Origin of the sequence: Pseudomonas sp. RIT-PI-AD, from assembly GCF_025642785.1 — a bacterium.
Taxonomy (GTDB): Bacteria; Pseudomonadota; Gammaproteobacteria; order Pseudomonadales; family Pseudomonadaceae; genus Pseudomonas_T.
The window spans coordinates 1-25,813 of sequence record NZ_JANZKU010000020.1; the positions used below are offsets into that span (position 1 = coordinate 1).

At 65.6% G+C, this 25,813-nt stretch carries 28 protein-coding genes; 9 read left to right on the forward strand and 19 right to left on the reverse strand.

Features of this window, described 5'->3' with window-relative positions; translation table 11 throughout:
- Positions 1-339 precede the first annotated feature (339 nt).
- The 7 genes from OGL92_RS16430 to OGL92_RS16455 form a co-directional block, all read right to left on the reverse strand.
- On the reverse strand, positions 340-1,197 hold the full coding sequence (locus tag OGL92_RS16430; protein ID WP_263145467.1) for an HlyD family secretion protein: 858 nt from the start codon (positions 1,195-1,197) through the stop codon (positions 340-342).
- A 12-nt stretch (positions 1,198-1,209) separates the two neighbouring features.
- The gene (locus OGL92_RS16435; protein WP_263145468.1) at positions 1,210-1,416 is read right to left on the reverse strand and encodes a DUF1656 domain-containing protein; all 207 of its coding nucleotides are present in this window, start codon (positions 1,414-1,416) and stop codon (positions 1,210-1,212) included.
- Positions 1,403-3,400, reverse strand: coding sequence for an FUSC family protein (locus OGL92_RS16440; RefSeq protein ID WP_263145469.1), 1,998 nt, complete (start codon positions 3,398-3,400; stop codon positions 1,403-1,405). Before OGL92_RS16440 ends, OGL92_RS16435 begins: the two co-directional genes overlap by 14 nt.
- 374 nt (positions 3,401-3,774) lie before the next feature.
- The gene (gene ccoM, locus OGL92_RS22160) at positions 3,775-3,891 is read right to left on the reverse strand and encodes a cytochrome c oxidase subunit CcoM (protein ID WP_276584012.1); all 117 of its coding nucleotides are present in this window, start codon (positions 3,889-3,891) and stop codon (positions 3,775-3,777) included.
- Positions 3,892-4,048: 157 nt separating this feature from the next.
- On the reverse strand, positions 4,049-4,204 hold the full coding sequence (locus OGL92_RS16445) for a hypothetical protein (protein WP_263145470.1): 156 nt from the start codon (positions 4,202-4,204) through the stop codon (positions 4,049-4,051).
- Positions 4,205-4,206: 2 nt separating this feature from the next.
- Positions 4,207-4,812, reverse strand: a complete 606-nt coding sequence (locus OGL92_RS16450; protein ID WP_263145473.1) for an alpha-ketoglutarate-dependent dioxygenase AlkB — start codon at positions 4,810-4,812, stop codon at positions 4,207-4,209.
- Between the two features lie 51 nt (positions 4,813-4,863).
- Positions 4,864-5,148: an aspartate-semialdehyde dehydrogenase gene (locus OGL92_RS16455; RefSeq protein WP_263145475.1), complete on the reverse strand. Its 285-nt coding sequence runs from the start codon at positions 5,146-5,148 to the stop codon at positions 4,864-4,866.
- Positions 5,149-5,342: 194 nt separating this feature from the next.
- On the opposite strand from OGL92_RS16455, the gene rapA reads away from it, so the two are divergent.
- Positions 5,343-8,189 carry an RNA polymerase-associated protein RapA gene (gene rapA, locus OGL92_RS16460; protein WP_263145478.1) on the forward strand — a complete coding sequence of 949 codons (2,847 nt, stop codon included), beginning with the start codon at positions 5,343-5,345 and terminating at the stop codon, positions 8,187-8,189.
- Between the two features lie 227 nt (positions 8,190-8,416).
- Here the strand turns inward: rapA and OGL92_RS16465 are convergent, their stop codons facing one another.
- The 5 genes from OGL92_RS16465 to OGL92_RS16485 form a co-directional block, all read right to left on the reverse strand.
- Positions 8,417-9,751, reverse strand: a complete 1,335-nt coding sequence (locus tag OGL92_RS16465) for an MFS transporter (protein ID WP_263145480.1) — start codon at positions 9,749-9,751, stop codon at positions 8,417-8,419.
- A gap of 150 nt (positions 9,752-9,901) precedes the next feature.
- Positions 9,902-10,678, reverse strand: coding sequence for a TIM barrel protein (locus OGL92_RS16470; RefSeq protein ID WP_263145482.1), 777 nt, complete (start codon positions 10,676-10,678; stop codon positions 9,902-9,904).
- Positions 10,675-11,565 carry an NAD(P)-dependent oxidoreductase gene (locus OGL92_RS16475; RefSeq protein ID WP_263145485.1) on the reverse strand — a complete coding sequence of 297 codons (891 nt, stop codon included), beginning with the start codon at positions 11,563-11,565 and terminating at the stop codon, positions 10,675-10,677. The genes OGL92_RS16470 and OGL92_RS16475 overlap by 4 nt, the downstream gene beginning before the upstream one ends.
- A gap of 135 nt (positions 11,566-11,700) precedes the next feature.
- Positions 11,701-12,069 (reverse strand): DUF5064 family protein, encoded by a 369-nt coding sequence (locus tag OGL92_RS16480; protein WP_263145486.1) that lies wholly within the window; start codon positions 12,067-12,069, stop codon positions 11,701-11,703.
- 35 nt (positions 12,070-12,104) lie between these two features.
- The gene (locus OGL92_RS16485) at positions 12,105-12,452 is read right to left on the reverse strand and encodes a DUF2288 domain-containing protein (RefSeq protein ID WP_263145489.1); all 348 of its coding nucleotides are present in this window, start codon (positions 12,450-12,452) and stop codon (positions 12,105-12,107) included.
- Between the two features lie 340 nt (positions 12,453-12,792).
- Between OGL92_RS16485 and OGL92_RS16490 the strand changes: the two genes are divergently transcribed.
- The 6 genes from OGL92_RS16490 to OGL92_RS16515 all read left to right on the forward strand — a co-directional run bounded on the left by OGL92_RS16490 (position 12,793) and on the right by OGL92_RS16515 (position 18,710).
- Complete coding sequence (locus tag OGL92_RS16490; RefSeq protein WP_263145491.1) at positions 12,793-13,914, forward strand: branched-chain amino acid ABC transporter substrate-binding protein; 1,122 nt, start codon at positions 12,793-12,795, stop codon at positions 13,912-13,914.
- Positions 13,915-14,210: 296 nt separating this feature from the next.
- Positions 14,211-15,134, forward strand: a complete 924-nt coding sequence (gene livH / locus OGL92_RS16495) for a high-affinity branched-chain amino acid ABC transporter permease LivH (protein ID WP_263145494.1) — start codon at positions 14,211-14,213, stop codon at positions 15,132-15,134.
- An 8-nt stretch (positions 15,135-15,142) separates the two neighbouring features.
- The gene (locus OGL92_RS16500; RefSeq protein WP_263145662.1) at positions 15,143-16,399 is read left to right on the forward strand and encodes a high-affinity branched-chain amino acid ABC transporter permease LivM; all 1,257 of its coding nucleotides are present in this window, start codon (positions 15,143-15,145) and stop codon (positions 16,397-16,399) included.
- A complete protein-coding gene (livG, locus tag OGL92_RS16505) occupies positions 16,396-17,163 on the forward strand; it encodes a high-affinity branched-chain amino acid ABC transporter ATP-binding protein LivG (protein ID WP_263145497.1) in 768 nt (255 codons plus the stop codon). Before OGL92_RS16500 ends, livG begins: the two co-directional genes overlap by 4 nt.
- Positions 17,163-17,864, forward strand: a complete 702-nt coding sequence (locus tag OGL92_RS16510) for an ABC transporter ATP-binding protein (protein ID WP_263145500.1) — start codon at positions 17,163-17,165, stop codon at positions 17,862-17,864. Before livG ends, OGL92_RS16510 begins: the two co-directional genes overlap by 1 nt.
- A 177-nt stretch (positions 17,865-18,041) precedes the next feature.
- Complete coding sequence (locus OGL92_RS16515) at positions 18,042-18,710, forward strand: hypothetical protein (RefSeq protein ID WP_263145503.1); 669 nt, start codon at positions 18,042-18,044, stop codon at positions 18,708-18,710.
- Positions 18,711-18,935: 225 nt separating this feature from the next.
- Here the strand turns inward: OGL92_RS16515 and OGL92_RS16520 are convergent, their stop codons facing one another.
- Positions 18,936-19,400 (reverse strand): glycine zipper 2TM domain-containing protein, encoded by a 465-nt coding sequence (locus tag OGL92_RS16520; protein ID WP_263145504.1) that lies wholly within the window; start codon positions 19,398-19,400, stop codon positions 18,936-18,938.
- A 177-nt stretch (positions 19,401-19,577) separates the two neighbouring features.
- On the opposite strand from OGL92_RS16520, the gene OGL92_RS16525 reads away from it, so the two are divergent.
- Entirely contained in the window at positions 19,578-19,823 is a 246-nt protein-coding gene (locus OGL92_RS16525) for a hypothetical protein (protein ID WP_263145507.1), read from the forward strand.
- A 35-nt stretch (positions 19,824-19,858) separates the two neighbouring features.
- Here the strand turns inward: OGL92_RS16525 and pdxH are convergent, their stop codons facing one another.
- From pdxH to OGL92_RS16555, 6 genes are all read right to left on the reverse strand, one after another.
- Positions 19,859-20,506, reverse strand: a complete 648-nt coding sequence (pdxH, locus tag OGL92_RS16530) for a pyridoxamine 5'-phosphate oxidase (protein WP_263145509.1) — start codon at positions 20,504-20,506, stop codon at positions 19,859-19,861.
- Between the two features lie 94 nt (positions 20,507-20,600).
- Positions 20,601-21,272, reverse strand: coding sequence for an OmpA family protein (locus OGL92_RS16535; protein WP_263145511.1), 672 nt, complete (start codon positions 21,270-21,272; stop codon positions 20,601-20,603).
- Positions 21,273-21,495: 223 nt separating this feature from the next.
- Entirely contained in the window at positions 21,496-21,654 is a 159-nt protein-coding gene (locus OGL92_RS16540) for a DUF3309 family protein (protein WP_143487210.1), read from the reverse strand.
- Positions 21,655-21,768: 114 nt separating this feature from the next.
- On the reverse strand, positions 21,769-21,900 hold the full coding sequence (locus OGL92_RS16545; protein ID WP_263145516.1) for a hypothetical protein: 132 nt from the start codon (positions 21,898-21,900) through the stop codon (positions 21,769-21,771).
- A gap of 9 nt (positions 21,901-21,909) precedes the next feature.
- Positions 21,910-23,565 (reverse strand): cation acetate symporter, encoded by a 1,656-nt coding sequence (locus OGL92_RS16550; protein ID WP_263145518.1) that lies wholly within the window; start codon positions 23,563-23,565, stop codon positions 21,910-21,912.
- Positions 23,562-23,873: a DUF485 domain-containing protein gene (locus tag OGL92_RS16555; RefSeq protein WP_263145519.1), complete on the reverse strand. Its 312-nt coding sequence runs from the start codon at positions 23,871-23,873 to the stop codon at positions 23,562-23,564. The genes OGL92_RS16550 and OGL92_RS16555 overlap by 4 nt, the downstream gene beginning before the upstream one ends.
- 318 nt (positions 23,874-24,191) lie before the next feature.
- Here OGL92_RS16555 and OGL92_RS16560 point away from each other — a divergent pair, with 318 nt between their 5' ends.
- Entirely contained in the window at positions 24,192-25,751 is a 1,560-nt protein-coding gene (locus OGL92_RS16560; protein ID WP_263145521.1) for a beta (1-6) glucans synthase, read from the forward strand.
- The last annotated feature ends 62 nt before the right edge of the window (positions 25,752-25,813 follow it).

The window sequence follows — 25,813 nt, forward strand, 5'->3', positions numbered from 1 at the left end:
GCTGGGCGGTGGTGTTGGCGGCGCGGGAGCGTCGCGGTCGCATGCGCTGAGCAGTACGAACGCCAGCGCGACTCCCAGGAAACGGATGCTGGACATGACGGCTAGACCATTGGGCATGATTCGACATGCTCGCCAGACGTGTGCTTTTTGGCAATCCCAGTCATGAATACCGGCTGGCGGCGCGACGGCGAACAGGTCCTGAATCCGTGGCGCCGTGGAGGCTTCCCTGCTCCGAGCGGCGACGGCTCAGTCACTAGACCGGTTTCCCGGGCGAGCGTTCGGCTTTTATCGACCGCGGGAGCCGTCGGCCGGGCCACGGCGCGTTGCCGGCGGAGCGGCTCAAGGCTCCAGAACCGTCACGCTGGCGGTCATGCCCGCGCTCAGCGGAAGGTCGTCGGGCAGCCGGTCGAGCTTGATGCGCACCGGGATCCGCTGGGCCAGGCGCACCCAGTTGAAGGTTGGCTCGACGTTCGCCAGCAGTTGCGTATCCGGGCTGGCGTTGCGGTCGGTGATGCCGCGGCTGATGCTTTCCACATGGCCGTCGAGGGCTTCGCTGCCGCTCATCAGCCAGACCTTCACCGCCGCGCCGACCCGGATGCGCGGCAGCTTGGTTTCTTCGAAGTACGCCAGGACATAGAAGGACGAGTCGTCCACCAGCGCCATCACCGACTGGCCGGCGCTGACGTAGTTGCCCTGGGCCAGGCGCAGGTTGGTGACCTGGCCGGCGCGCGGCGCACGGACCTGGCTGCGGGCCAGGTTCAGCTCGGCCACCTTCAGCTCGGCGAGTGCCTCGCGGTACTCGCTGCGGGCGATATCCGCGGTGATCTGTGCGTTTTCCTTCATTTCGGCGCTGATCGCCTGCGGACCCAGGCTGGCGCGCCGCGAGGCCTCGTGCTCGCGCAGGCGCAATTGCTGCTGGCGCGTTTCCGCCACGGCCTTGGCCCGATCCAGGGCGGCCTGGTAGCGTTCGGGGTCGACGTCCATCAGCAGTTCGCCGGCCTTGACCCTCTGGTTGTCCCGCACCTTCAGGCCGATCACCCAGCCCGACACGTCCGGGGCGATGGTCACCACGTCGGCGCGAACCCGGGCGTCGCGGGTCCAGGGCGACAGCATGTAGTGCTGCCATAGCCAATAGCCGGCGAGCAGTGCCAGCAAGGCCAGGGCCAGGGTGATGGCCACCCGTATCGTCGTGCGCATCTGAAACTCTCCTTACCAGGTGCCGAACGCCGCGGTGACTCCCGCCAGCGCACAGACGTAGAGGGCGAAATCGAACAGCGCTTCATGCCAGATCCAGCGCCCCAGCCCGCTCTTGTGCAGCGCGACCCGCAGCAGGCCGGTCAGCAGCAACGCCAGCAGCGCGTACAGCAGCAGCGGGCTGACGAACACCCCGCCCAAGGCCCATTCACGCAAGCCCATGGCCGGCCTCCTCGGGCGTCGCCGGCGCGGGAGCCGCGGGCGCAGCTTGCTGGACGCACCAGTGGCGCCAGGCGTTGCGCAGGTTCAACAGCGCGGCCTGGGCCAGGCGTTTGTCCACGCTGGGGGTGGCCGCGCGCAGCGCCGGCAACAGCGCGTCGACCGGCGCATCCAGGGCGGCCTGGTGGGCCGGCGCGGGGCCGATCAGGACGGTTTGCCGCAGTTGCTGGAGAAAGCGCTGCTCGGCGACGCCCAGCGGCACGTCGGCCACCGCCAGGCACGCGCGCAGGTGCAGGAGTTCGTCGCCCAGGTCGAGCCCGGCGATGCCGTCGTCCCAGCGACTGCGGGTCTGGCTGGGCAGCGCCGGGTAATGTCGCGCCAGTTGCACCAGCCGGTCCGCCATGCGCCCGCCGAACCAGTTCTCGGCGCCGGCCAGCGGCCTCGACGTCAGCCGGGCCAGGTCGCGCAGGGTCGCCTGCAACAGGCGCCGCCCGTGCCACCCCGGGTTACGCAAGGCGATCAGGCGGAACACCAGCACCGCGAAACCGACGCCGATGGGAATCGCCAGCGCCTGGTTGAGGAAGGCGGCCACGTCGTAACGCATGGCGTTCTGCGGCGCGCAGAGCACGATCAGGTGCAGGCAGAAGGAGGTGGAAGTCGCGCCGATGGCCGGCTTGGCCATGCCCAGGGCGCCGAAGAACAGCGGCACGCCGAGGCACATCGCCAGCAGCGGGAAGCCGCTCACCTCAGGCAGGAGAATCTGCCCGACGACGAACGCCAGCGGTATGGCGTACAGGATGCCGCGCAGGAAGCCCAGGCCGATCTTCACCGCGGTCTCGCGGTTGGCGAACAGGCTGCACACCACCGCGGCCAGCAGCATGGCGCCGCTGGCCGCGGTCCAGGCGGTGGCCAGCCAGAAGGCACCGAGGGCGAGGAACGCCAGGGCGCTGCGCAGGCCGTAGGCAAGCCCGGTCTGGATGTCCCGGTGCCAGGACAACGCCGCCGGCGCCTGCATCGGCGCCTCGCCGCGCTCCACCGCCAGCAGCGCCCCGCTGGCCGCCGCGGCCTGACGCAGCACCAGTGCCAGGCGTTCCAGGCAATATTGCTGGGACGCCGAGTGATCGGGAGCTTGGGCCTCGCCACGCAGGCGCTCGAAGGCCGCGTGCAGCGGCGCCTGCTCGGCGCTTTCGAGCAGGGCGCGCACGTCCTCCCGCCAGGGCGTCAAGGCTTCCGCTTCGGCTGCGCTCAGTTGGCGCCATTGCCGCGCCACGCCGCGCGCCAGACGCAGCAACCCGAGCAGGTCGCGGCTGAGCACGCGCAGGGCCACCGCTCGCTGGCGGCCGCGGTTGCCCTCGAACCAGGCGTGCTCGCGCTGGGCATCCACCGCGACGATCCGCCCGAGGGTTTCCAGCAGGCCCTTGCGCCCGGCGATCTCTCCACCCAGCGCGGCGCGCGCGGTCTGCACCCCGGCGCTCCAGGCGGCGCGCGCCTGCTGCGCCAGTTGCCGCTCGACCCTCTGCGGCCACAGCAGCGCGCTGAAGAAGGTGGCGCAGAGAATGCCCAGGGAGATTTCCGTACAGCGCGCCACCGCCTGGTCGAATACCGTCAGCGGATGGGGAATCGCCGGCAGGCCGATGATCGCCACGGTGTAACCCGCCAGGACGAACGCGTAGGACCAGGCGCTGCGCAACAGCGTGGAGGCCGCCGTGCACAGGCCCAGCCACAGGGCCAGGGCGAGCAGGAACAGCCAGGGTGCCTGGGCGAACAGCCCCATGAACAGCACCGACATGCAGGTGCCGGCCAGGGTACCGACCAGGCGCGCCAGGCCTTTCTGGATCACCATCCCGGACAACGGCTGGGCGACGATGAACGCCGTCATCATCGCCCACTGGGGCTGTTCCAGGCCGAACCGCATGGCGCACCACAACGCCAACAGCCCGCCCAACAGCGTCTTGACCGCGAACTGCAACGCCTGGGGAGTGGGCATCAGGAATGCCTGCAACGAATCACGCACCGCAGCGACCTGTTTCGAAAGTGGAGTCAATCGGTACATCCCTCCGGCGCCCCGGGGCTGACCTGCCCGGAAAACCGCGGGATGGAATCGACATCGGGTCTCGGCGAGGCCGGCATGACCGAAGGTCGGACCGGCGCTCGACCGCCGTTTTTCATGGACAGCGGGCGCAGGCTTCGGTGCGACCGGATGCGCGGCGAACGCGGCTACGCCGCGCCTGGGGAAGGCTGGCGGAAAGAAGGGAGGGCGGGAGCGGAGGTGTGCGACGGCGGCTGGGCCCGCGGAAACGCGGACGAAAAAAAGGGCGACCGAAGTCGCCCGAGTTGCCTTGCGTGCTCGTTACGGAAGTCTCAGCTGGGGTTGCGCTTGTGTGAGTCCTTCCAGATGAAAACCCCTACGCCTGCGCAGAAGGCGACCATCAGGGCGACGGTGACGACACCGGCGATCACGACTTCATCGATAAACATGGGGAGCCTCCTGCTTGGGCGTGTACGTTTCGATGGGCCTAAGGTAGCCACGAAAGCAGGGGCGAAAATTGACCTGGATCAATAGCGGCGGAGGCTGAGGGACGGGGTCGGCGGCAGACTGACCTGGATCAATGGATCGGTCTGCCGGGCTGGCGGATCAGCGTTTCTTGGGCTTCTTCGCTTTCTGTTTGCGCTTGCCCAGCGGCAGGGCCTGCTCGAACGCCTGGCGCATGTCGTCCAGGCGCTTGTCGTTGAGGTCGTGGATGCGCTTGCCGCGTTCGGCGTTGAAGTCGATCAGGTTGTCGTTGCTCATCGTCAGGCTCCGGGGACCTTCAGCAGACGGAAAGTCAGGTTCACGCGCGGCGCGCAAGACGCTCGGGTCTTCGCCACCTGGTGTTGCCAATGATGCTGCGTCGGCCCGCTCATGACCAGCAGCGAACCGTGGCTCAGCGCCAGCGAATGCTGGATGCGCGAGTGTCCCCGGCGACGCAGGTCGAAACGCCGCGTGCCGCCGAGGTTCAGCGAGGCGATCACCGGGTTGCGGCCGAGTATCGGTTCGGCGTCGCTGTGCCAGCCCATGGAGTCGCCGCCGTCGCGGTAGTAATTGAGCAGCACGCCGTTGAAGGCCTGCCCCACCTCGGCCTCGACCCGTGCGCGGATCTCCGCCAGCAAGGCGGTCCAGGGCAGGGGTTGGTGACGCAGCCCGGAGTAACCGTACTGGGCGTCGGCATCGCCGTACCAGGCCACCCGCCGCGGCACCGGGTACTCGCGGCCGTGCAGGTTCACCCGCGGTTGCTCCCAGGGGGTTTCCGCGAGCAACCGCGCCAGCCAGGCATCGGCCAGCGCGGTGTCGAGCCAATGGGGCAGCCAGGTCAGCTCGGCATCGGGCAGTTGCAGGGGGGAATCGTCGAACAGGTCCACGGGGCACCGGCGAGTCGGAGGGTGAACGGAGAAGGGATGGTGCGAAGCGGGCTAGACCTCGATATCGACCCAGAGCCCCTGGCGTGGCAGCTCTTCGCTGCCCTCCACCAGCACTTCCTCGGCCTGCTCCTCGGGCGTGTGGCCGCGCCGCTGACGGCGCTTCTGTTCCTCGCGCAGGCGATCCGCCACCTCCTGCGGATGGCGCTTGTCGAAGGCGATCGCGCTTTCCTCGGCGCTCTGCTCGATCGGCGCCACCGGCTGGATGTCGGGGCGCGGCCTGACCACGTCCTGCTGGGCGCTGACCAGAACCAGATTGGAAGGAATCGGCGGAAGCATGGCGTTCTCTCCTCTTGACCGAGCTGTCGGCCGCTGGCCGGCGGACTTGAGCGCATTCGTCCGAAACGGCCAACAGCCCGCCAGAATACCCGGGGCGGGCCGGATTATCACCGATATAAGGCGCCAACGCGTCGTCGCCCTGCGCCCGGCGTTCCGTTAACATAGCGGCCTTTTTCGAAACGACGGAGTGGGGCATGGCGCAGCAGTATCAACCGGGACAACGCTGGATCAGTGACAGCGAAGCGGAGCTCGGGCTCGGCACCATTCTGGCATCGGATGGCCGCTTGCTCACTGTGCTCTACCCGGCCACTGGCGACACCCGCCAGTACGCGTTGCGCAACGCCCCCCTGACTCGAGTGCGTTTCGCCCCCGGCGACCTGATCACCCACTTCGACGGCTGGAAGCTGACCGTCCGCGAAGTCGAGGACATCGATGGGCTGCTGGTCTACCACGGCCTCAACGAGCAGAACGAAGCCCGCACCCTGCCGGAAACCCAGCTGTCCAACTTCATCCAGTTCCGCCTCGCCAGCGACCGCCTGTTCGCCGGGCAGATCGACCCGCTGAACTGGTTCGCCCTGCGCTACCACACTCTCGAACACCAGAGCCGCCTGCTGCAATCGCCGCTCTGGGGCCTCGGCGGCACCCGCGTCCAGCCCATCGCCCACCAATTGCACATCGCCCGCGAAGTGGCCGATCGCATCGCCCCGCGGGTGCTGCTGGCGGACGAGGTGGGCCTGGGCAAGACCATCGAGGCCGGCCTGGTGATCCATCGCCAGTTGCTCGCCGGGCGCGCCAACCGCGTGCTGATCCTGGTCCCGGAAAACCTGCAGCACCAATGGCTGGTGGAAATGCGCCGGCGCTTCAACCTGCAGGTCGCCCTGTTCGATGCCGAGCGTTTCGCCGAAAGCGATGCCAGCAACCCCTTCGAGGATTGCCAGTTGGCTCTGGTGGCGCTGGAGTGGCTGAAACACGCGGACAAGGCCCAAGACGCGCTGTTCGCCGCCGGCTGGGACCTGCTGGTGGTCGACGAGGCCCACCACCTGGTCTGGCACCCGGAAAAGGCCAGCGCCGAGTACGCGCTGGTGGAACAGCTCGCCGAAGTCATCCCCGGCGTGTTGCTGCTCACCGCCACCCCGGAACAGCTCGGCCAGGACAGCCACTTCGCGCGCCTGCGCCTGCTCGACCCGGACCGTTTCCACGACCTGGAAGCCTTCCGCGCGGAGAGCGAGCATTACCGCCCGGTGGCCGAGGCGGTGCAGGAGCTGCTCGACCAGGGCCGCCTGTCGCCCGAGGCGCACCGCACCATCCACGATTTCCTCGGCGCCGAGGGCGAGGCCCTGCTCGCCGCGGTCAACGATGGCGACAGCGAGGCCGCCGCCCGCTTGATCCGCGAGCTGCTCGACCGCCACGGCACCGGCCGCGTGCTGTTCCGCAACACCCGAGCCGCGGTGCGCGGCTTCCCCCAGCGGGAACTGCACGCCTATCCCCTGGCCAACCCCGATCTCTACATGGAACTGCCGCTGGGCGAGCACGCCGACCTCTACCCCGAGGTGAGTTTCCAGGCCGCCCAGGACAACCCCGAGGACGAGCGCTGGTGGCGCTTCGACCCGCGCGTCGATTGGCTGATCGATACGCTGAAGACCCTGAAGCGGGTCAAGGTGCTGGTGATCTGCGCCCACGCGGAGACCGCCATGGACCTGGAGGACGCCCTGCGGGTGCGCTCCGGCATCCCGGCCACGGTGTTCCATGAAGGCATGAGCATCCTCGAACGCGACCGCGCCGCCGCCTATTTCGCCGACGAAGAGTTCGGCGCCCAGGTGCTGATCTGCTCGGAAATCGGCAGCGAAGGGCGCAACTTCCAGTTCTCCCACAACCTGGTGCTGTTCGACCTGCCGGCGCACCCGGACCTGCTGGAACAGCGCATCGGCCGCCTGGATCGGATCGGCCAGAAGCACACCATCCAGTTACACGTGCCCTACCTGGAGAACAGCGCCCAGGCGCGCCTGTTCCAGTGGTACCACCAGGCCCTGAACGCGTTCCTCGCCACCTGCCCCACCGGCAACGCCTTGCAGCAGCAGTTCGGCCCACGCCTGCTGCCGTTGTTGGAAGAAGGCGACGACGACACCTGGCAGGCGCTGCTCGACGAGGCCAAGGCCGAGCGCGAGCGCCTCGAGGGCGAACTGCACAGCGGCCGCGATCGCCTGCTGGAACTGAACTCCGGCGGCGCCGGCGAAGGCGAGCGCCTGGTGGAGGACATCGCCGAGCAGGACGACCAGTACGCCCTGCCGATCTACATGGAGGAGCTGTTCGACGCCTTCGGCATCGACAGCGAGGACCATTCGGAAAACGCCCTGGTGCTCAAGCCGGGCGAGAAGATGCTCGACGCCGGCTTTCCCCTGGGCGACGACGAGGGCGTGACGGTCACCTACGACCGTGAGCAGGCACTGACCCGCGAGGACATGCAGTTCCTCACCTGGGAACACCCGATGGTCCAGGGCGGCATGGATCTGGTGCTTTCCGGCTCCATGGGCAACACCGCCGTGGCGCTGATCAAGAACAAGGCGCTCAAGCCGGGCACCGTGTTGCTGGAACTGCTGTACGTCAGCGAGGTGGTCGCGCCGCGCGCCTTGCAACTGGGTCGCTACCTGCCGCCGGCGGCGCTGCGCTGCTTGCTGGACGCCAACGGCAACGACCTGGCCGCCAAGGTCGGCTTCGAGACCCTCAACGACCAGTTGGAGAGCGTGCCGCGCGCCAGCGCCAACAAGTTCGTCCAGGCCCAGCGCGACGCCCTGAGCAAGCAGATCACCGCCGCCGAGGCGAAGATCGCGCCGCGCCATGCCGAACGGGTCGGCGAGGCGCAACGCCGCCTGGGCGCCGAGCTGGACGAGGAGCTGGCGCGCCTCACCGCCCTGCAGGCGGTCAACCCCAGCGTACGCGACAGCGAACTGGAGGCCCTGCGCAAACAGCGCGAGGACGGCCTGGGCTTCCTCGACAAGGCCGCCCTGCGCCTGGAAGCCATTCGCGTACTGGTCGCCGGCTGAGTCCCTTCGATCGCCTTCCGCGGCGCAAGGCCGCGGAAGCTCGACGAACCTGACGACGAGGCGCCCGCCTCGCCGTCACGCGCCCGAAAGACACCCTGCCCATACCGACGAACCTTGCGATCGAAAACCGCGTGGCGCATCGCATCCGCCGGGATGTCGGCCCAGCCGAGAACCCTCCTGCGCACGATGCCAGAGCCGCCCTCGGATGGGCCCGGCCCTATCCGGGATCAGAACGCCGGGACTACATCGCCCATATCGGCCTGCATCGCACGCGCATCGTGGCTGAAACGACGCGCGGCCTGGAACAGCGCCAGGGTGGTGAGGAACAGCGCCACCGGGATCAGGTACATGGCGTTATGCAGGCCCACCGCCTTGAAGCTCTCATTCATCTCCAGCGCCCCCGCCGCCAGCATCGCCGTGTGGGAGAAGTGATCGGACAACAGCCCCACCACCACCGGCCCCAAGCCGCCGCCGAGCAGGTAGAGCCCGGCGAAGAACAGCGCCATGGCGGTGGCGCGCAGGCGCGGCTCGACCACGTCCTGAATCGAGGTGTAGACGCAGGTATAGAAGTTGTAGGAGAACAGCCAGCCGGCGCTGAACACGCCGACGAACAGGCTCACTTCGATGCGCCCGGCGAGCAGGGCGTAACCGGTGGCGAGGCAGGCGATCAGCATGCTGACCGCCCCGAGCAGCAGGCGCCCGCGCTCGTAGCGTTGGTGCAGCTTGTCCGCCAGCCAGCCGCCCAGGGTCAGCCCGACCAGGCCGGTCACCCCGCAGATCACCCCGGTGGCGATGGCCGCCTGCTCCAGCGGCAGCAGGAAATACCGCTGCAGCATCGGCACCATGAAGGAGTTGCTCGCGTAGGTGGCGAAGTTGAAGCACAGGCCGGCCAGGGTCAGCCACCAGAAGGTACGGATCGCCAGGAGCTTGCTCAGGGGCTTGTCCACCCGGCCGACCTTGACCCGCACGCTTTCCGCCGCGCCGCGCTGGGGGTCGCGGATGAAGAACATGAACAGCGCCAGCAGCAACCCCGGCACCGCCGCGATGAAGAAGGGCGCGCGCCAACTGTCGAACGCCCGCACCATGGCGCCGGTGGTGAAGAACGCCAGCAACAGCCCGAGGGGCAGGCCGAGCATGAAGATACCCATCGCCCGGGCGCGCTTGTGCGCCGGGAACAGGTCGCCGATCAGCGAGTTGGCGGCGGGAGCGTAGCTGGCCTCGCCGATGCCGATGCCCATGCGGATCAACAGGAAGCTCCAGAAATTCCAGGCGAAGCCGTTGATCGCTGTCAGCGCGCTCCAGGCCGCCAGGCCCCACCCCATGATGCGGCTGCGCACCCCGGTATCCGCCATGCGCCCCAGCGGCAGGCCGGCCAGGGCGTAGACCAGGGTGAAGGCGGTGCCGATCAGCCCGAGCTGAAGATCGCTGAGGTGCCATTCCAGGCGGATGGGTTCGATGATGATCGCCGGGATGGTGCGGTCGAAGAAGTTGAACAGGTTGGCGAGGAACAGCAGGAACAGGATGCGCCAGGCATTCGCTGCTTGCGGGGGATGCTGCGACATGGGCTCGGTCTCATTGTTGTTATTCGCCGCGGCACACCCTCGACCGAGGCTTCTGCGCTCAATCTAGAGACTGCCCGCGGGGCTGTCTGCGACCATTCGCGAGCTTGATGGCAGGCGATGGCGCGGCGAGCGGGCGGACGCCCCTCGCAGTCAGCGACGCCAGTCGGCCAGCCAGCCCAGGGTGTCCTCGGTGCGCCGGCCGGGCAGGTATTCGGCGCCGAGCCAACCCTCATAGCCGCTGTCGCGCAGCGCATGCAACAGCGCCGGGAAATCCAGCTCGCCGGAACCCGGCGCGCCGCGCCCGGGACAATCGGCGAACTGCACATGACCGATCCGGCCAGCCAGGCGGCGGATCGCGTCCTGCGGATCGAGACCTTGCCGGGCCACGTGATAGAGGTCCAACTGCGCCAGGCAATTGGGGTGGTCCACCCGGTCCAGCACGGTGGCGAGCTGCTCGGCGGTGTTGACCAGGAAACCCGGCATGTCCACCGAATTGATCGCCTCGCAGAGCACGGGAATGCCCAGGGGCGCAAAGGTCCGCGCCGCTTCGCGCAGGTTTTCCGTCAGGCAGGCCAGCGCTTCCTGAGCATCGCCGCCCGGTTCCAGGCGCCCGGCCAACAGGTTGACGCAGAGCGGCCGGGTCATCGCCGCGTAGGTCGCCGCCTCGTCCAGGGCCGCGGCGAATGCGGCGCGCTGCCGCGGGTTGGCGGCCAGACCGGGCCCGCCCGTCATGAAGTCGCCGGCCGGCAGATTGATCAGCACCAGGGGCAGGCCCGCCGCCTCCAGGGCTTCTTTCAGGCGAAGCGCCGGAAGCTCGTAAGGGAACTGGATTTCCACGCCGTCGAAGCCCGCGGCGCGGGCCGCCACGACGCGCTGCAGCAAAGGGCGCTCGCCGAACAGCAGCGACAGGTTGGCGGAAAGCTTCATGGCGGTGTCTCCCGGTATAACTCGATCAGGGTCGAGAGGTCGTTCTGCAGGTTGCCCTGGGCGCCGTGCAGGCGCATCAATTGTGCGGCGAGCCCGCTCACAGGCGTAGCGCTCCCCTGCTCACGGGCCAGGCGCACCGCGGTATCGAGGTCCTTGAGCAAGGTGCGCACGTGCCAGCCGACCGGGTCGAACCGGCTCTCGGCCATGCGCGGCGCGAGTATCTGCAAAGGTTTGGAATCCGCGAAGCCGCCCGCCAGCGCGGTCGCCAGGCGTGCGCCGTCCACCCCTGCGCGTTCGGCCAGGGCCAGCGTCTCGGCGATCACCAGCGCATTGCAGGCGACGATCATCTGGTTGCACACCTTGGCCACCTGGCCGCTGCCGACCGCGCCCATGTGGGTGAGGCGCTGGCCCAGGTGCGCGAGGATCGGCCGGACCCGCTCGATATCCTCTTCGCGGCCACCGGCCATGATCGCCAGGGTACCGGCCAGAGCGCCCGCGGTGCCTCCGGAAACCGGTGCGTCGACCCAGCGCATGCCGCAGCGCGCTTCCAGCTCGGCGGCCATCTCGCGGGTCGCCGCCGGCTCCAGGCTGGAGAAGTCCACCAGCAGTTGTCCGGGGCGGGCACGCTCGGCGATACCCGCCTCGCCGAACACCAGGCTACGGACGGCCTCGGTGTCCGCCAGGCACAGCATGAGCACGTCGGCCCGTTCGCACAGCGCGGCGGGCGTCGGCGCTACCTGCGCGCCCGCCGCCGACAGCTCGAGGCATTTTTCCGCCGAGCGATTCCACAGGTGCAGCGGAAAGCCGGCCGCCAGCAATCGACCGGCCATGGGCCGGCCCATCAGGCCAAGCCCGGCGAAGGCGAGCGAAGGTAAGGAAGGGGGCACGACGAGCTCCAGCGATCGACAGGAGGTCATCTTAGCGGCAGGTCGGCCCGCCCTGGCAAGCGCGGCCTACCGGGGCAAGCCGGGGGCAGAACCGGGAAGGGGTGCCCGCGGGCTGGGCCAGCCGTCGGTGACAGCCTAAAGCCCATCTTTCTGTAGATGGTCCAGGTTCACCGGTTCGCCAGGCTGCACGTTCAATTTCGCGCGGATGTCTTCGAACATCGAATCGAAATCCTTGTGGTCCCGCAGGATCGGCCCGAGATCGGGATGCAGGCCGTGCTTGCTGGCCAGGCGGGTGACCACGCTGGCGAAGTTGAAGGCGGTGTCGCGGTGCAGTTCGAACTCCTCCACGAAGGATTTGCCGTCTATCTGCCCGACCATGCGGAAATGCAGCATGGTGCCTTCCTGGGCGTCGTTGCGGACCTCGTAATGCAGGTCCAGGGAGTACTCGGACTTTTCATGCAGTCCGGGCAAGTTGGTGCGATGGAGATGACCGGGTTCGAACATCTGACAGTCCTCGGTTGAAAAACGTTGGGAGCAGTCTAGCGCGATGCCGCCGGCGGAACTTGCGCTGCGTCATTCGTATCGACCGCCGACCGTTCCTGGATCAATACCCAGGGCGCCACCACCACCGCCCACAGGGTCGGATCGCGCTGGAACAGATCCTGCGCCTGGCGCTCGTCGACCTTGAGCAAGCTCCCCTCCTCCAGCCACCGCGCCACCTCCGCCCGGTCGTCGGCGGCGACGGCGGTGGCGATCGCCAGCAAATCCCGCTGGCTGTCCACCCACAGCAAGGCGCCCCGGGCGAAGAAAGGCTGCAACTCCTGCCAGCGGATCGGAGCGGTCTCCCCGAGCAATTTAGCGTACAACAGTTCGGCTTGATCCGACATCGAAAGGCCCCGAGTGAAAGGGCGACCATCATAGCGTCGGCGCCGGTCCGGGCAAGACGCGGCGAAAAGGCACGGCGGCTTTGCTCGCCGAAGAACCGATTTAGAGCAGGCATGGAAGCAAAATTTCACGACGCCAAAGCGGGTGCCGTTTTTATATAAGTTTCTGTCAATTAAGCGACAAAGCGCCGGAATGCCATCCGACCATGGCTTTTCAAGCCGCGAAGCGCCGCTCTACACTGCACCGGTACAGTTGCCCGGGCGAAACCGGGGAGTCCACCCGTTCTTACCGCTCTGGCAGCTAAAAAAACTACAACAACGAAGCACTCATGAGTGGAGCACTATGAATAAGGCAACTAAGCAGATTTCCAAACTGTTTGCCGCCATGGCGATGGCCGGCGTCGCCAGCTATTCGTTGGCCGCCGACACCATCAAGATCGGCATGGCCGGCCCGGTGACCGGTGCGGTCGCCCAGTACGGCGATATGCAATTCATCGGCGCCAAGATGGCCATCGAGCAGATCAACAAGGCCGGCGGGGTGAACGGCGCGCAACTCGAAGGCGTGGTCTATGACGACGCATGTGATCCGAAACAAGCCGTCGCCGTGGCCAACAAGATCGTCAACGATGACGTCAAGTTCGTGATCGGCCACCTCTGCTCCAGCTCCACTCAGCCCGCTTCCGACATCTACGAAGACGAAGGCGTCCTGATGATCACCCCGGCTTCCACCAGCCCGGAAATCACCAGCCGCGGCTACAAGCTGATCTTCCGCACCATCGGCCTGGACAGCCTGCAAGGGCCGACCGCCGGCAACTACATCGCCGATCACGTCAAGCCGAAGAACGTCGCGGTGATCCACGACAAGCAGCAGTACGGCGAAGGCATCGCCAGCGCGGTCAAGCAGACCCTGGAAAGCAAGGGTGTCAAGGTCGGCCTGTTCGAGGGCATCAACGCCGGCGACAAGGATTATTCCTCGCTGATCGCCAAGCTCAAGCAAGCCAACGTCGATTTCATCTACTACGGCGGCTACCACCCGGAGCTCGGCCTGCTGCTGCGCCAGGCTTCCGAAAAAGGTTTGAAGGTTCCCTTCATGGGCCCGGAAGGCGTGGGTAACAAAGAGCTCTCCGCCATCGCCGGCCCCGCCGCCGAAGGCCTGCTGGTCACCCTGCCGAAATCCTTCGATCAGGATCCGAAGAACCAGGCGCTGGTCGAGGCGTTCAAGGCGAAGAGCGAAGACCCGAGCGGTCCCTTCGTGTTCCCGGCCTACTCCGCGGTCCAGGTGATCGCCGAAAGCATCAAGAAAGCCGGCAGCACCGATACCGCCAAGGTAGCCGACGCCCTGCGCGCCAACACCTTCGACACCCCCGCCGGCTCCCTCTCCTTCGACGAAAAAGGCGACCTGAAGGACTTCAACTTCGTGGTCTACCAATGGCATCAGGACGGCAGCAAAACCGAGGCCAAGTAACCCTCGCGCCGACACCGAAGCCCACTGCTCGCGCAGTGGGCTTCGTCTATCCGATGAGGCCGCAGCTCGACCGAGACGCTCGATGACTCAGACTTGAACGCGAACGGCGCATGCCCTTACCCGGGCGGCACCCGCCGCAGCGTTCGAGCCCCTTGCAGGGATGAAGGGAATATTGCTGTGCGTCGTAGGACACGACGCCATCCGGCTGGACTTCTCGCCGCGCGTACGCCTCCATAGTTTTCCGGGTATCCGCTGCGCCACAAGCGCCGCTTTACGCGATCCCGAGGAGTTAGGTGATGCCTGAGCTCTATCACTACCTGCAACAGCTGATCAACGGCCTGACCGTTGGCAGTACCTATGCCCTGATCGCCATCGGCTACACCATGGTCTACGGCATCATCGGCATGATCAACTTCGCCCACGGCGAGGTTTACATGATCGGCTCGTACGTAGCCTTCATCGTGATCGCCGGACTCGCCATGTTCGGTATCCACAGCCTGCCCATCCTGATGATCGCCGCCTTCGCCGCCAGCATCATCGTCGCCAGCGCCTACGGCTACAGCATCGAACGGGTGGCCTATCGCCCGCTTCGCGGCAGTAACCGGCTGATCCCGCTGATTTCGGCGATCGGCATGTCGATCTTCCTGCAGAACGAGGTCCTGCTCTCCCAGGACTCCAAGGACAAGTCGATCCCCAACCTGATCCCCGGCAACTTCGTGTTCGGCGAGAACATCATGAACGGCGTGACCATCTCCTACATGCAGGTGGTGATCTTCGTCGTCACCTTCCTGGTCATGTGTGGCCTTTCCCTGTTCATCTCCCGCTCCCGCCTCGGCCGTGCCTGCCGCGCGTGCGCGGAAGACATCAGGATGGCCAACCTGCTGGGCATCAACACCGACAACATCATCGCCCTGACCTTCGTCATCGGCGCCACCCTGGCGGCGGTGGCCGCGGTACTGCTGGGCATGCAATACGGCGTGATCAACCCGCACCTGGGCTTCCTCGCGGGGATCAAGGCCTTCACCGCCGCGGTACTGGGCGGTATCGGCAGCATTCCGGGGGCCATGCTCGGCGGGCTGGTGCTGGGCATCGCCGAAGCCTTCGGCGCGGATGTCTTCGGTGACCAATACAAGGACGTGGTGGCGTTCAGCCTCCTGGTGCTGGTGCTGCTGTTCCGGCCGACCGGCATCCTGGGCCGCCCGGAGGTGGAGAAAGTATGAACATGCCAATCTCCCGCCGTCTCAAGACCGCGTTCTTCAGCGCATTGCTGGTACTGGCCGTCGCCTATCCGGTGATGGGCCTGAAACTGACCATCGTCGGCATCAACCTGGAGGTCCAGGGCGCCAGCGCGACCCGAGTGTGGACCATCCTGGCCTGCGCGCTGGTCATGTTCGTCTGGCAACTGTTCCGCCACCACCTGGCCGCCGGCTGGGCAGCCAGCCCGAGCCTGCCGAGCGTGCCGGCCGGCGCGGGCAGCTTCCTGACCCTGCCTTCGACCCAACGCTGGATCATCCTCGGCCTGATCGTCGTGGCGCTCGTCTGGCCGTTCTTCGGCTCGCGCGGCGCGGTGGACATCGCCACCCTGATCCTGATCTACGTGATGCTTGGCCTCGGCCTGAACATCGTGGTCGGCCTGGCGGGCCTGCTGGACCTGGGCTACGTCGGCTTCTACGCCGTCGGCGCCTACAGCTACGCCCTGCTCTCCCACTATTACGGGCTGGGTTTCTGGGTCTGCCTGCCGATCGCCGGCCTGATGGCCGCGCTCTTCGGTTTCATCCTCGGCTTCCCGGTGCTGCGCCTGCGCGGGGACTACCTGGCGATCGTCACCCTGGGGTTCGGCGAGATCATCCGCATCCTGCTGCGCAACCTGACCAGCCTGACCGGCGGCCCCAACGGGATCAGCAACATCGAGAAACCCAGCCTGTTCGGCCTGTCCTTCGAACGCAAGGCGGCCGAGGGGATGCAGACGTTCCACGAGTACTTCGGCATCGCCTACAACTCGGTAAACAAGGTGGTGTTCCTCTACCTGATCGCCCTGTTGCTGGTGCTGCTGACCCTGTTCGTGATCAATCGACTGCTGCGCATGCCGATCGGCCGCGCCTGGGAGGCCTTGCGCGAGGATGAGATCGCCTGTCGCGCGCTGGGCATGAACCCGACGGTGATCAAGCTTTCCGCCTTCACCCTGGGCGCTTGCTTCGCCGGGTTCGCCGGCAGCTTCTTCGCCGCGCGCCAGGGCCTGGTCACGCCCGAGTCGTTCACCTTCATCGAATCGGCGATCATCCTCGCCATCGTCGTGCTGGGCGGCATGGGCTCGCAGTTGGGGATCATCCTCGCGGCCGTGGTCATGATCCTGCTGCCGGAATTGGCCCGCGAATTCAACGAGTACCGCATGCTGATGTTCGGCGCGCTGATGGTGCTGATGATGATTTGGCGTCCACAGGGCTTGCTGCCCATGCAGCGCCCCCACCTGGAGTTGAAGCCATGAGCCGCCCGATCCTAGAAGTGAGCGGCCTGAGCATGCGTTTCGGCGGATTGCTCGCGGTCAACGGCGTCACCTTGTCGGTACAGGAAAAGCAGGTGGTGTCGATGATCGGCCCCAACGGGGCGGGCAAGACCACCGTGTTCAACTGCCTCACCGGCTTCTATCGCCCGACGTCCGGCAGCATTCTGCTGGACGGCCAGGCGATCCAGGGGCTGCCCGGACACCTGATCGCCCGCCAGGGCGTGGTGCGCACCTTCCAGAACGTGCGCCTGTTCAAGGACATGACCGCGGTGGAGAACCTGCTGGTGGCGCAACACCGGCACCTCAACACCAACTTCCTCGCCGGCCTGTTCAAGACGCCGAGCTTCCGCAAGAGCGAACGCGAGGCCATGGAGCATGCCGCGCACTGGCTGGAGCAGGTCAACCTGACCGAAGTCGCCAACCGTCCGGCGGGCACCCTCGCCTACGGCCAGCAACGCCGCCTGGAAATCGCCCGCTGCATGATGACGCGCCCCCGCATCCTCATGCTCGACGAGCCGGCCGCCGGCCTCAACCCGCGCGAGACCGAAGACCTGAAGGCGCTCATCGCGCTGCTGCGCAACCAGTACAACGTCACCGTGCTGCTGATCGAGCACGACATGAAGCTGGTGATGAGCATTTCCGACCATATCTACGTGATCAACCAGGGAACTCCCCTGGCCGACGGTACGCCCGAGCAGGTCCGCACCCATCCGGATGTGATCAAAGCCTACCTGGGGGAAGCCTGATGCTCTATTTCGAAGACGTATCGACCTTCTACGGCAAGATCCAGGCCCTGCATGGCGTCAGCGTGGAAGTGAAGAAAGGTGAAATCGTCACGTTGATCGGCGCCAACGGTGCCGGCAAGTCGACCCTGATGATGACCCTGTGCGGTTCGCCTCGCGCGGCCAGCGGCAGCATCCGCTACGAAGGCGAGGAACTGATCGGCCTTGAGCCCTCGCAGATCATGCGCAAGAGCATCGCGGTCGTGCCGGAAGGCCGTCGCGTGTTCGCCCGCCTGACGGTGGAGGAAAACCTCGCGATGGGGGGCTTCTTCACGCCCAAGGGCGACTATCAGGAGCAGATGGACAAGGTGCTGCACCTGTTTCCGCGCCTGAAAGAACGCTTCGAGCAGCGTGCCGGCACCATGTCCGGGGGCGAGCAGCAGATGCTCGCCATCGGCCGTGCGCTGATGAGCAAGCCCAAGCTGCTGTTGCTCGACGAACCTTCCCTGGGCCTGGCGCCGATCATCATCCAGCAGATCTTCGACATCATCGAGCAACTGCGCCGCGATGGCGTGACGGTGTTCCTCGTCGAGCAGAACGCCAACCAGGCGCTCAAGCTGGCGGATCGGGGCTACGTGCTGGAAAACGGCCGGATCGTCATGCAGGGCTCCGGCGAAGAGCTGCATAGCGACCCACGGGTGCGCGACGCCTACCTGGGCGGTTGATAGACCCCGGAACCGCCCTACGGGGCGGTTTTTTCATTCCCTCTTACGCCACTCCTGTAGACGCCCACGCCCTGAGCGGCGAAGGACATCGAAGCTTTCCTGGCGACGATGGGGCACCCGCCTTGTGCACGCTGCCGGCGATGGCTAAGGTGGCCGCTTTCCATCTGGAGAGTCACGATGCGCGCCCGTCTTCCCCTGCTAGCCGTCTTCCTGCCCGTGCTGGGTGGATGCCAGTTATTCGGCACGGCGCCCGAAGCCCCCACCCAAGGCCATACCGTGCGTCTCCAGGGTCTCTTGGTCCAGGAAGCGGGGCAATTGACATTCACGCCTTGCCAGGAACAACGCCGCTTCTCGGTCCAGGATGGCAGCGAGACTCAGCTCCGCCAGGACGTCGCCGCCCTGGGGAACGTCGATGCCCCACTGTTCGCCGACCTGCGCGGCACGCTGGGCTCCAGCAAGGCGGAAGGCCTGGATGGCCAATTCGCCCTCACCCAGGTCTACCGGGTTCAGGCCCGCAAGGCGGGCTGCGAAGACCCGAATTTCCAACGCCTCTTGCTGCGCGCAAACGGCACCGACCCCGAGTGGTCGGTGAACGTCGGCGCCAAGGGGCTGGTGTTGCAACGCCCCGACCAGCCTCCGCTGGCGCTGCCCTACATGGAAGAACAGCTGCCCGACGGCCGCTTCAACCTGACCAGCGAGGCCAATGGCGAGCGCCTGGAACTGTGGATCGCCCCGCAACGCTGCAGCGACGACCGCGGAAGCATCCAGCACCTCAGCGCCGAACTGCGCCTGAACGGCGGGAAACTGAAGGGGTGCGCCGCCTACGGCGGCGGCCGGGAAAACTGACCTTGGCGGATGAATGCAGGGCACTCCCGAGATCCCGGGGTCCCGCCGAGCCCGTAGCATTCGTGCCTCGGTCCTGTTCCGGTCAGGAAACACCCATGCTGGGCGCCGGTCGCGGCAGGCTTCAAACGCGCCAGTGACGCGCGCTATCGCCCGTGCGCCTCGGCGCAGATTCAAGCGCCCACAAAAAAGCCGGCCTGGTGGCCGGCTTTGGTGAAGAAGAGACACTCAATGAGTGACGCGACTGGTGCCGTTCAACGTATTGATCCGCACCCGCTCGCCCACTCGGAAGATCTGGTTGGGCTCCACTTCCTGCACATAGGCACGCAGCGAGCCATCGTCTTCACGCACGGTGATCTCCACGCCTTGAGTGCGGGTCAAGCCCTCTTCGGACATCGCGCCCAGCACGCCACCGGCAACCGCACCGATGACCGCCGCCACTATGCTGCCGCGCCCGCCGCCGACGGCACTGCCGCCCACGCCACCGATGACCGCACCGGCGCCGGCGCCGATGGGCGTCTTGGTCCCTTCGATTTTCACCGGCCGCAGCGATTCGATGGTACCCATGCGCACGGTCTGCACCGCACGCGCCTCATCGCGGCTATAGGAGTCGCCGGTGAGGTCGGAGGTGCAACCACCCAACGCCAGGGCCGCCGCAGTGAATGTGGCCATCAGCAGACCAGGTTTACGCATAACGTTTCCTCCAACAAAGACTGTTCCAATTAGACCGCACACATCGCTGGACTGTCATACCGCAGTGAGCATAAATATGCGCCCGTTCAGCCTTCATACAGCTTAGCCACAAAGCGAGGCTCGTTCAGTCTCGCTACGCGCGACCGCACAATCGCGCGCTTCTCAGGAAAACCACCCATGGATTATTTCATCGTCGTCGTCACCACCCTCGCCGGGCTGTATTTCCATGGCTGGCTGTACCTGCGCATCAGGCGCTGGATGGATCGCGACCTGGCGCTGTCGCTGGCCGAAGGCAATGAAGACAAACGCGCCTATATGCTGGAACGTCTGGAAGAGGCGCGGATACAGAAGATCAAGCGACGGGATCTCGGCACCTGGCTGGCCCAGCGCGCCCAGGACTATCCGGACGCTCGTCGAACCTGAACCCGGCTTGATCGGGTCATGCCGGAAGTCAGGCCTCAGGGCGCGAGGCGCTGACGGGACCAGTGCCCGTCGAGGCAACGGTAGTCGAGGCGATCGTGCAGGCGACTGGCTCGCCCTTGCCAGAACTCGATGCGCTCCGGCAGCAAGCGGTAGCCGCCCCAATGCGGCGGACAGGTCGGCGCCTGGTTGAGGAAACGTCGCTCGGTTTCCATCAGCAGACTTTCCAGTTCGGCACGGTCGGCGATGACACGGCTTTGCGGCGATGCCCAGGCGCCGATCCGGCTGCCCAATGGACGAACCTGGAAGTACGCGTTGGATTCGGCCTCGCTGACGCGCTCGACGCGACCCTCTATGCGCACCTGACGCTCGAGGCTGGGCCAGAAGAAGGTCATGGCGGCGAACGGGCGCGCCTGGAGTTGCTCGCCCTTGGCGCTTTGATAATTGCTGAAAAAGGTGAAACCGCGCTCGTCCAATCCTTTGAGCAACAGCACGCGGCAATGGGGACGCGAATCCGCATCCACCGTCGCCAGCGTCATGGCATTGGGTTCGACCGGCGGCTGCTCGGTGCGAACCGCATCGTCGAACCACTGACGGAACAAAGCGAAGGGCTCGTCCGGCGCCTGGGCCTCACTGAGGCCTTCCCGCGTATAGTCGCGGCGCATATCGGCGAGTGTCTGATTCATGGGCGACTCCATCGGATGAACGGGTCGACCCGCCTCGGCGAACCGAACGAGGCGCGTCGTTTCCCGCGGTTGAATCAGCTTATCCGAGCTCGTTTCACTTGATTTGACCTGCGGCAACCACCGCCGTGGTTTTCGACGGCTGGTTGTAGCCGGCCAGCAGGGCCACCAGGGTGTCCTGCGGCGTGACGAGAATCTCCACGCGACGATTCAGGGAGCGCCCTTCCTTGCTGTCGTTGGCGGCACGCGGCATATCCGAGCCCAACCCCTTGAGCATCAGTCGGTCGCGCTGCAGGCCGCTCAGCCGGAATATCGCGGCGACCGCCTGGGCGCGCTGCTGGCTCAGTTCACGATTCAACTGCGCCTGACCCGAGCTGTCGGCATGGCCGAGGATGAGCACACCGGTCTTGGGGTCCTTCTCGAGGAGCTTGGCCACCTTGCTGAACGGACCCAGGGTGACGGGCAGGAGCATCGAAGGGCGATCCGGGTTGAACGAAGCATCCACCGGCGCGGTGACGACCAGGAGGTTATCGCGGCGCTCCAATTCAAGACGGCTATCCTTGAGGGCTTCGCGCAAACGCGGTTCGTACTCGTCGAGCCAGGCCTGGGTGACCTTCGGGTCGGGCTGTACCACGACCTGTTGCTTTGGCGCGGTTTCACCGAACGGCCACCACCAATGCTTGGCACTTGCCGAGTCAGCCGGGGAATTGTGAGCGCAGCCGGCAAGGACCAAGGCCAGCGGCAGATAAAGCGATTTCTTGATTGACATTGAAAGGCCCGCCTAAAAATTGATCAGTTCGAAAAGCGCACTGTTTTATATACGACTTTTCGAGCGCTGACAAAGACAACGGACGGGAAGTTCAGAAACTTGATCAGGTTGTGGCGCTATCAGGTTGTTCGCGGATACGAAAAAGGGGTTAGGCAGGAAATCCGCCCATACAAAAACAGCGTGCCCGCCTGAGGGCGGGCACGCTGTTCGTTCAACGCGTGATCTACACCTTGCCGAGCAATACCAGAATCAACAGGATGACCAGAACGGTACCGATGATGCCCGATGGGCCATAGCCCCAGCTGCGGGAATGGGGGAAGACCGGCAAGCCGCCGATCAACAACAGGATCAATACGATGATCAGAATAGTGCCGAGGCTCATGGGAAACTCCTTTGGTTTTTTTGGGATGAACGTCCAAGCACCAGCCAGCTCGGCTCATCGGCGCAGATGAGATGCGATGCTTGTTGCATGTGACTGCCCGCACCGGCGAAAGATTCATTGAAGAAAAGGCGAAGGATGATCTTCGTTTCCATTGATGAGTGTTCGCTCGCCGAAAAGACCGCTCGGCAGGATCGCCTCGCCCGGAAATGAAAAGGGCAGCCACAGGCTGCCCTCTTTTCTACGCATGCGCGTTGTTCAATGTGCCGCCGCGCCACTCGCCCCCAGGCCGGTTTGCGAACGGACGAACTGCGGGAAGAACAAGGCCCGCTCGTTGGCACCGGAAGCCGACTTGTCGGTGATCGAGAAGAACCAGATGCCGGCGAAAGCGACGATCATCGAGAACAGCGCGGGATACTCGTAGGGGTAGATCGCTGTCTCGTGCCCGAGAATCTGCACCCAGATGGTCGGCCCGAGGATCATCAGGACCACCGCGGTGATCAGCCCGAGCCAACCACCGATCATGGCGCCACGGGTGGTCAGCTTCTTCCAGTACATCGAGAGCAGCAGCACCGGGAAGTTGCAGCTCGCAGCGATGGAGAAGGCCAAGCCGACCATGAACGCGATGTTCTGCTTCTCGAACAGGATGCCCAGGCCGATCGCCAGCACACCCAGGGCGACCGTGGTGATCTTCGATACGCGCATCTCATCCCTGTCGTTGACGCGGCCCTTGCGGATCACGCTGGCGTAGAGATCGTGGGATACCGCCGAGGCGCCCGCCAGGGTCAGCCCCGATACCACCGCGAGGATGGTGGCGAACGCCACCGCGGAGATGAAGCCGAGGAACACGCTGCCACCCACCGCGTTGGCCAGGTGCACCGCCGCCATGTTGTTGCCGCCCAGCAATGCGCCGCTGGCATCCTTAAAGGCCGGGTTGGTGCTGACCAGCAGGATCGCGCCGAAGCCGATGATGAAGGTCAGGATGTAGAAATAGCCGATGAACCCGGTGGCGTAGAACACCGACTTGCGCGCTTCCTTGGCGTCGCTGACGGTGAAGAACCGCATCAGGATGTGTGGCAGACCGGCGGTGCCGAACATCAACGCCAGGCCCAGCGAGAAGGCCGAGATCGGGTCCTTCACCAAGCCGCCCGGGCTCATGATCGCCTCACCCTTCGGATGGACCTTGATGGCTTCGCTGAACAGGGTGCTCACGTCGAAGTTGACGTGTTTCATGACCATGATGGCCATGAAGGTCGCGCCGGACAGCAGCAGAACGGCCTTGATGATCTGCACCCAGGTGGTCGCCAGCATGCCGCCGAAGAGCACGTAGAGCACCATGAGGATGCCGACCAGCACCACCGCGACATGGTAATTCAGACCGAATAGCAGCTCGATGAGCTTGCCGGCACCGACCATCTGGGCGATCAGGTAGAACGCCACCACCACCAGCGAACCGCAGGCGGACAGCGTGCGGATCTGGGTCTGGCCGAGACGATAGGAAGCGACGTCAGCGAAGGTGTACTTGCCCAGGTTGCGCAGGCGCTCGGCGATCAGGAACAGGATGATCGGCCAGCCCACCAGGAATCCGATCGAGTAGATCAGGCCATCGTAACCGGAGGCGAACACCAGGGCGGAAATCCCCAAGAAGGAAGCGGCCGACATGTAGTCGCCGGCAATCGCCAAACCGTTCTGGAAACCGGTGATGCTGCCGCCGGCGGTATAGAACGCGGAGGTGGAGGTATTGCGCTTGGAGGCCCACCAGGTGATCACCAGCGTCAGGCCGACGAAGCCGACGAACATGACGATGGCGGAGACGTTCAGCGGCTGGCGCTGTACGTCACCGGTCAGGGCGTCGGCCCAGAGCGAGGGAGCGAAACCGGCCAGCGCGAGGACGGAAAGCAGACGGGCGATCATTCTTCCACCTCGGCCAGAATGGCTTGGTTGAGGCGATCGAACTCGCCATTGGCGCGCTGCACGTAGATGCCGGTCAGGACGAAGGCCGAGACGATCAACCCGACGCCCATAGGTATGCCCCAGGTGACGCTGGATTCGGCGCTGATCCGCGTGCCCAGCAACTGGGGTTGGAAGGCGATCAATAGGATGAAGATCACATACAGGCCCAGCATGATCGCGGAAAGTATCCAGGCGAAACGTTCACGCTTGGCCACCAACTCTTGGAAGCGCGGATTCTGCTCGATCCGCAGGTAAATGCTGTCGTTCATTGTTGTTGTCCTCCACAGCACGGGTTGCTGGTGGTTCTCACTCTAAGGCGCTGCCGTGCGCACGACAGTCGACGTTAGTCGTAACCCCACCCCATTCGAGACCAAGGTCGTAGACCGGGACCTCGCACGTCGAGGACCGATTCCCCTCGGGTACGTCGTTTCAGCTTAGTCAAGCCTGCGGAAGTCGTGCGAATGCATGAATGCTCTTAAGCATTCATCTCGCGGGGATGAAAGTCGCTTCGCCTTGGTCCGCTTCCGCCTCAGTTCTGGACAAATCCGCTAGAATGCGCGGCTTTGCCACTGCGACCGCGTAGCCCCATGACCTCTTCCGCCCGCTTCCCGGTTTTCCCCTATTGCCTCGCCCTTCTCTTCGCCGTGCTGGCCCTGGCCGGTTTATGGTACGGCCTCGGCAAACCGGTGGTCCTTCCCGACGCCGCGACGCCCACGCACAAGCTGCAGTGCGCGTCCTACACGCCCTTCGATAAGGACCAATCGCCGTTCGACAAGCCGTTCACCTTGCGCCCCGAACGCATGGACGCGGACTTCGCCCTGCTGGCGACACGCTTCAGTTGCGTACGCACCTATTCCATGACTGGTCTGGAAGGCATCCCCGACCTGGCACGCAAGCATGGCCTGAAGCTGATGCTCGGAGCCTGGGTCAACGGCAACCCGGTCGATACCGGCAAGGAGATCACGGCCCTGGTCATGGCAGCCAATGCCTATCCGGATGTGGTGGAAGCGGTGATCGTCGGCAACGAAACCCTGCTGCGCAAGGAAGTGACCGGGGCCCAGCTCGCCAAGCTGATCGGTCAGGTCAAGGCCCAGGTCAAGCAACCAGTCACCTACGCCGATGTCTGGGAGTTCTGGCTCAAGCATCCGGAAGTGGCACCGGCGGTGGACTTCCTGACCATCCACCTGCTGCCTTACTGGGAAGACGAACCCACGGGTATCGACGCGGCCCTGGCCCATGTCGCCGATATCCGCCAAGTGTTCGGCACGCGCTTCGCACCGAAGGACATCCTCATCGGAGAAACGGGCTGGCCCAGCGAGGGTCGCCAGCGGGAAACCGCCCTCCCCAGCCGGGTCAACGAAGCCCGCTTCATCCGTGGCTTCGTGCACATGGCCGAAGAGAATGGCTGGCGCTACAACCTGATCGAAGCCTTCGATCAGCCCTGGAAGCGCGAGAGCGAAGGCGCGGTCGGCGGCTATTGGGGCCTGTTCGATGCGGATCGCCAAGACAAGGGCGTACTGGCCGGTCCAGTTTCCAACCTGCCGCACTGGACCCTCTGGCTGGGCGTGACCGGTCTCCTGTTCGGCGCGACCCTGCTTCTGGCGGGGCGGCCCGCCTCTTCACGGGCAGCCTGGCTGCTGCCGTTGGTGGCGGCCTTGGGGGCCGGCTGCATCGGCTTGTGGGGCGAGCTGGCGCGCATCACCAGTCGCTTCGTCGGCGAGTGGGCCTGGGCCGCGTTCCTGGTCGGCCTCAACCTGATCGTCCTGGCGCATACCGCCCTGGCATTGTCGGCTCGCCGGGGTGGGCGCGAACGCCTGTTCCTGTGGCTGGAAAGGCGTGGTGGCTGGTGGCTCGCCGCGGCCGGCTTCGCCGGTGCCGTACTGATGCTCGGCCTGGTTTTCGACGCCCGCTATCGCAGCTTCCCGAGCGCCGTCCTGCTGCTGCCGGCACTGGCCTACCTGTGCCGCCCGGTAAGCAATGCGCCGCGACGGGAAATCGCCCTGCTCGCAACCCTGATCGGGGCGGGCATCGTCCCGCAACTGGTCGAGGAAACCCTGAGCAACCTGCAGGCCATCGGCTGGGCAGCGGTCAGCCTGACACTGGGCGCAGCGCTGTGGCGCAGCCTGCGGTATTCCCGTCCGGTCTGATGACGAGTTCGCCGGATATCCGGCGTTCTTTCTGCACGGGTGGGCTACCCGGTTCGGGTGTT